The organism is Actinomycetota bacterium (assembly GCA_036280995.1).
Lineage (GTDB): Bacteria > Actinomycetota > CALGFH01 > CALGFH01 > CALGFH01 > CALGFH01.
On record DASUPQ010000618.1, the window covers coordinates 1 to 4,233 of the forward strand.

General features: G+C 71.3%; 5 protein-coding genes. 3 read left to right on the top strand and 2 right to left on the bottom strand.

Annotated features, from left to right (window positions below):
- The first annotated feature begins 2 nt into the window (after nucleotides 1-2).
- Nucleotides 3-1,481 (top strand): IS21 family transposase, encoded by a 1,479-nt coding sequence (gene istA / locus VF468_20860; protein HEX5880742.1) that lies wholly within the window; start codon nucleotides 3-5, stop codon nucleotides 1,479-1,481.
- A 96-nt stretch (nucleotides 1,482-1,577) separates the two neighbouring features.
- Complete coding sequence (istB, locus tag VF468_20865; protein ID HEX5880743.1) at nucleotides 1,578-2,384, top strand: IS21-like element helper ATPase IstB; 807 nt, start codon at nucleotides 1,578-1,580, stop codon at nucleotides 2,382-2,384.
- A gap of 202 nt (nucleotides 2,385-2,586) precedes the next feature.
- Here the strand turns inward: istB and VF468_20870 are convergent, their stop codons facing one another.
- Nucleotides 2,587-2,757 (bottom strand): hypothetical protein, encoded by a 171-nt coding sequence (locus VF468_20870; GenBank protein HEX5880744.1) that lies wholly within the window; start codon nucleotides 2,755-2,757, stop codon nucleotides 2,587-2,589.
- Between the two features lie 193 nt (nucleotides 2,758-2,950).
- Here VF468_20870 and VF468_20875 point away from each other — a divergent pair, with 193 nt between their 5' ends.
- Complete coding sequence (locus VF468_20875; protein HEX5880745.1) at nucleotides 2,951-3,580, top strand: hypothetical protein; 630 nt, start codon at nucleotides 2,951-2,953, stop codon at nucleotides 3,578-3,580.
- A 7-nt stretch (nucleotides 3,581-3,587) separates the two neighbouring features.
- Here VF468_20875 and VF468_20880 read toward each other — a convergent pair.
- A partial coding sequence (locus VF468_20880) for an alpha/beta fold hydrolase (GenBank protein HEX5880746.1) occupies nucleotides 3,588-4,233 on the bottom strand: 646 nt, incomplete at its 5' end.

The following is a 4,233-nucleotide window of genomic DNA, read 5'->3' on the forward strand; positions in this document are numbered from 1 at the left end:
ATTTGACCGGTTCGTATCGGGCGGCGGCGAAGCTCGCCGGCTGTTCGCATCACACGGTGGCCCGGCTGGTCGCCGAGCGGGACGCCGGCGGGGCTTGTCCGCGGGTGCGGCGGTCGCGGTTGATCGACGATTTCCTGCCCAAGATCGAGGAGTGGGTCGAGAAGTCCAAGGGCACGATCCGGGCCGACAAGGCGCACAGGGATCTGGTGCTGATGGGCTTCACGGGTTCGCCGCGGTCGTCGCGGCGGGCGGTCGCCCGGATCAAGGCGCAGTACCGGCTCGGGAACAGCCGGGTGCATCGGCCGTGGGTGACCGAGCCCGGTTTGTGGCTGCAGTACGACTTCGGCGATGGTCCGGTGATCGACGGCCGGCCGACGGTGTTGTTCTGCGCGTGGTTGGCGTGGTCGCGGTTCCGGATCGTGATTCCGTTGCGGGACCGCACGATCCCGAGCGTGTTCGCCGCGTTGGACGCCTCGTTCCGACTGTTGGGTGGCGCCCCGACGTTCGTCCTGACCGACAACGAGAAGTCGGTGACGGTCGATCATGTCGCCGGGTTGCCGGTGCGCAACGTGCAGGCGGTGGCGTTCGGCCGGTACTACGGGGTGACGATCCACACCTGCGTGCCCTACGACCCGGCCAGCAAGGGCGGCGCGGAATCGACGGTGAAACTGGCCAAGGCCGATCTGGTGCCCAAGGACACCAACCTGCTGCCGCAGTACGCCTCGTTCGGTGAGTTGGAGGCTGCGTGTCGGGCGTTCATGAGCATGGTCAACGGTCGGGTGCACCGGGTGACCCGGCGGGTGCCGGCGGAGATGCTCGAACAGGAACGGGCCCGGCTGCATCCGGTGCCGGCGCAGCCGCACACGGTCGCGTTCGGGGTGAGCCGGCAGGTCGCGACCAACACCCCGATGGTCGATTTCGAGTACGGCTCCTACTCGGTGCCGCACCAGTTGCGCGGGCAGACGGTGTGGGTGCGGGTGCACGGCGCCGGCCGCGACGAGCGGATCATCATCGTGCACGTCGGCGAGCAGGGCCCGGTCGAGGTGGCCCGGCACCAGCGGGCGCAGCCGGGCAGCCCGCGGCTGGACGACGAGCATTTCCCGCCGGCCCCGCCCGGACCCCTGCACCGCGAACCCAAACCGAAGGGCAAGGCCGACACCGAGTTCCTCGAGTTGGGTGAGGGTGCCGTGATGTGGTTGAAAGAGGCCACCGCGCAGGGCACCTCCCGGATCCGGGTGAAGATGGCGCACGCCGTGTCGATGGCCAAGCTGACCAGCCCGGCCCGGGTCGACTGGGCGTTGGGACACGCCGCGGTCCACGGGCGGTTCGGTGAGCACGACCTGGCGTCGATCCTGACCGCCAATCCCGACGGCGGCGCCACCGGCGCGGCCGCGGCGCCGGCCCGGCGGGCCGACGAGACCCGGTCGCTGGCCCAGGGCACCGGCGGCTGGGCGGCGCTGGGCGACGCCGCCGCGAGCTGACCCCGAACCCGACCCGCAGCAAGCGCTCACCCGGCCGCCGGCCACCCGGCCGGCGGCCATCCCAGCGACCCCGGAAACGGGAAAGGAGTCACGCCGATGCCCGCGACAACCAGAACGGGGGTACCGACGGCCGGGGTGCCGGCCGCGCCGCCGCTGCCCGAGGACGTGCACGCCCTGCTCCGCCGGCTGCGGATGCCGCACACCCGGGCCGCCGCCCCCGAGGTGCTGGCCACCGCCCGGGCGCAACGCTGGGAACCGGTCGAGGTCCTGCGCGCCCTGTTCCAGGCCGAGGTCACCGGCCGGGACCGGTCCGCCCTGGCCACCCGGCGGGCCCGGGCGGCCTTCCCGACCGGCAAGACGTTCAGCTCCTGGAAACCCGAGGCCTGCTCGATCCCGGCGCCGACCCAGCAGGCGCTGCGCACCCTGGAATGGGTGCACCGCAAGGAGAACCTGGTGGTCTGCGGCCCGTCCGGCACCGGCAAGACGTTCCTGCTCGAAGCCCTCGGCCAGCAAGCCGTCGAGCAGGGCCTGCACGTGGCCTGGTTCACCCTGGAAGACCTCGGCGGCCTGATCCGCCGGCACCGCGCCGACGACACCGTCAGCAAAGCGATCGGCCGGGTGCTGCGCGCCGACCTGATCACGGTCGACGACATCGGGCTGCTCGCCGTCGCGGCGGACGCCGCCGAAGGTCTCTACCGGCTGGTCGACGCCGCGTACGAGAAGCGTTCCGTCGCCATCAGTTCCAATCTGCATCCGGCCGGCTTCGACGAGCTCATGCCCAAAACTTTGGCCACCGCCACCGTCGACCGGCTCCTGCACCACGCGCACGTCTGCCAAACCTCCGGCGAATCGGTGCGGCTGTCCCAGGCCGTCGCCGGGCAGGGCGTCACCCCACTGACCTGACCACGACCACGACCACCATCTCGCCAAGGAAATGCTGATGACCAGTCTCCGAACCCCGTCCATCGTGCAGGTCGCCGCGACCGCCGCCGAGGCCGTCCGCGAGCTCAACCACCGCACCCTGGGCCGGCCGACGCTGACCGGCCCGGCCGAGCTGGACCGGCTTGTCGCCGAGCTCGCCGTCATGACCGCTCGGCTCCCGCAGCTACTGCAGCAGCTCAGCGGCTGGCTCGCCGCCGAACAAAGCGGCCGCTGGATCCGGTCCGACAACCACATCGACCCCGCCCGGATCGTCGACCGGGCCCGCACCGAACTCGCCGACGCCGGTCGCGCGGCGCGAGAACTGAGCCAGGCCCTGCACGACGCCCACCAACATACGGCCCATCTGGGCGCCCGGTCAGCGGAAGAGGCCGTCACAACCATCGGCCGGCCAGGACCACCCGCCCGCACCGACCGGGCAGGAACCGTGGCCACCAGCGGGCAGTTTCATGGCCACCGGCGGGCAGGTTTCGTGGCCGCCCGTGGGCAGAATCCAATGTCCCTTGACAGTCCCGGCCGGTGGTGGGTCGTTGTCCTTCTGGACGTCGTACGCCACCGAGGGGGCCTGGGACCACCTGTTCGTCGAGGCTCGCACGCCCGGCCAGGACGACTGGACGACCCTGCCGGACGCGAACGAGCACACGAGCACCGAGCCGGGCCAGAGCTGTACCGCGAGTTCGGGCAGCTGGATCAGCCTGCATCCGCACCTCGCGCACTACCAGACCCGCAATGCGGACGGGACCTGCACGGCGACCGGCACCACCGGCACCTGGAACGCCGCGAGCGGCAACTCCGGCGGCTGGCAGCAGTGGAGTGTGGACCTCTCGGCCTACGCCGGGCAGACGGTGGAGATCTCGATCGCGTACGTCAGCGATTGGGCTACCCAGGGCCTCGGAGTGTTCGTCGATGACGTGACCCTGCCGGACGGCTCGAGCACGTCGTTCGAGGCCGATCTGGGTGGTTGGCAGGTCACCGGACCGCCGGCGGGGAGCGGCGCCAATGCCAACGACTGGATCCGCACCGATGCCTCCGGATTCCCCGTCGGCAACGCGATCTCCACTCCGCGATCGCTGTTGCTCGGCTTCGGGTTCGAGGGAATATCCACGGACGAGGAGCGCAACCAGGTGATGGGCCGGGTGCTGGATCACCTCCTCGACTGAGCTGTCATCACGCCGCGATGGCGCCCGGGCCCCGGCCCGGGCGTGATCGATCCGCGGGGACGCCGACGAACTCGACCACCAGCCGCACCACGGCCGGATCGGTGAGCAGCCGACGGTGACCAAGCCCGTCGGTGCTGACCATCGTCGCGGGACCCCGCCAGCTTTCGGCCAGTTCCACGGTGTGGGCATGCCAGGTTTCCCGGTCACCCCGATCGTGTATCACCAGCAGCGGCACGGGTGCCGCGTCCCGGGCGAGCAGCCGAACGTCGACGGCCGCGACGGGGTAGTCGGTCAGCCGGGCTATGCGCTCGTCCATCGCCGACCGAGTCCGACGCCCCATACCGACCTGTGCCGCGAACCGGTCCAGATGGCCGCTCAGGTCGCGCATCGGTGCCAGCAGCACGAAGCGTCCGACCGGCAGCCCGTCCCCGTTCGCCATCAGCGCCGGCACGACGCCCATCGAGTGCGCGATCACGGTGTCCGCGGGGCCGAAACGGGTCATGACGGCGGTCAGCGCCGTGGCGAACTCGACGCCATGGGTGCGTCCAGGCCCGCAGGCTCCCGGATCGGACCGGCCGTGCGAGGGGCCGTCGAACAGAACCGCCCGGAAACCGGCCTGCCGCAGTGGCTCGACGAACGCCGACAGCTGCCCG